At 35.2% G+C, this 1,185-nt stretch carries 2 protein-coding genes; both read right to left on the reverse strand.

Annotation, left to right across the window (positions count from 1 at the left end; all coding sequences use genetic code 11):
• Positions 1 to 160: 160 nt before the first annotated feature.
• The gene (locus NEOC84_RS00380; protein ID WP_166154227.1) at positions 161 to 535 is read right to left on the reverse strand and encodes an F-box protein; all 375 of its coding nucleotides are present in this window, start codon (positions 533 to 535) and stop codon (positions 161 to 163) included.
• 13 nt (positions 536 to 548) lie between these two features.
• On the reverse strand, positions 549 to 887 hold the full coding sequence (locus NEOC84_RS00385) for an F-box protein (protein WP_166154229.1): 339 nt from the start codon (positions 885 to 887) through the stop codon (positions 549 to 551).
• Positions 888 to 1,185: the final 298 nt, after the last annotated feature.

The raw sequence follows: 1,185 nt of genomic DNA on the forward strand, positions 1-1,185 counted from the left end.
TGCCAAATTTTTCCATTGATGGCATGTCAGTTCAACTTCAAGGAGATCGGAAGCTTGCAAAAAAGAAAAAATATGTAATAGCAACTCATCGGGAAGCTGCTCTATAGAGCTAATAGTAAGCTGAGTGAGGGAAGAAAAGGCCACATTTTTATGGTTATCATTATTTACAAGCATATTTACAATCCCATTGCCCGAATTCACATACCTTAAAGCCCTTAAACAATTCATCTATTTTTCTCCAATCATGGTCAGCTTTAGACATACGAAAATAGTCTTCTTTATAAGTTTCAGCCGCAGGCTCAATCATTTTAAAATACTGTTGATAAAGACTTTTCCATAAAATCTCTTCCTCGGCCAAATTTTTCCATTGATGGCATGTCAGTTCAACTTCAAGGAGATCGGAAGCTTGCAAAAAAGAAAAAATATGTAATAGCAACTCATCGGGAAGACGCTCTATAGAGCCAACAGGAGGCTGAGTGAGGGAAGAAGAAACCGCATTTTTATTGTTATCATTATTTGCTAATATATTTACCATCTCATTTCCTTAATTAACAGATTTTAAAGCTCTCAAACAATTCATCTATTTTTCCCCAATGATGGTCAGCTTCAGATAGACTAAAATAGCTTTCTTTGTAAGTGTCACCCACCGGCTCAATAACTTTAAAATACCGTACATAAAGACTTTTCCATAAAGTCTCCTCCTCTGCCAAATTTTTCCATTGATGGCATGTCAGTTCAACTTCAAGGAGATCGGAAGCTTGCAAAAAAGAAAAAATATGTAATAGCAACTCATCGGGAAGCTGTTCTATAGAGCAAACAGCAAGCTGAGTGAGGGAAGAAGAAGTCACATTTTTATTGTTACCATTATTTGTTAATGTATTTACCATCTCATTTCCTTAATAAAACCAATTATTATTTGTGATTTTTATTTTTTAAAGCAAGATTTTTTTGCTTAATAATTATATAAACACATCAATTTAGTGAGCGGTCACGGAACAGGATGACCTTGTTGCGTAAATGACCTAATAGTTGGTCTGTTTAAAAGCTTATCAAGTTAGTACCCATTGTCCTTTGGGCATTCCAAGTGCTGTCATCTTGTTCATTGCCAAAGATTTAGCATATAATTCTGCCCGCTGATAGTCTATCTTCCTAGAGCGAAAATCTCCTCCAAAGTTTCTTTTAAAG

Source organism: Neochlamydia sp. AcF84, from assembly GCF_011087585.1.
In the GTDB taxonomy this organism is placed as follows: Bacteria; Chlamydiota; Chlamydiia; order Chlamydiales; family Parachlamydiaceae; genus Neochlamydia.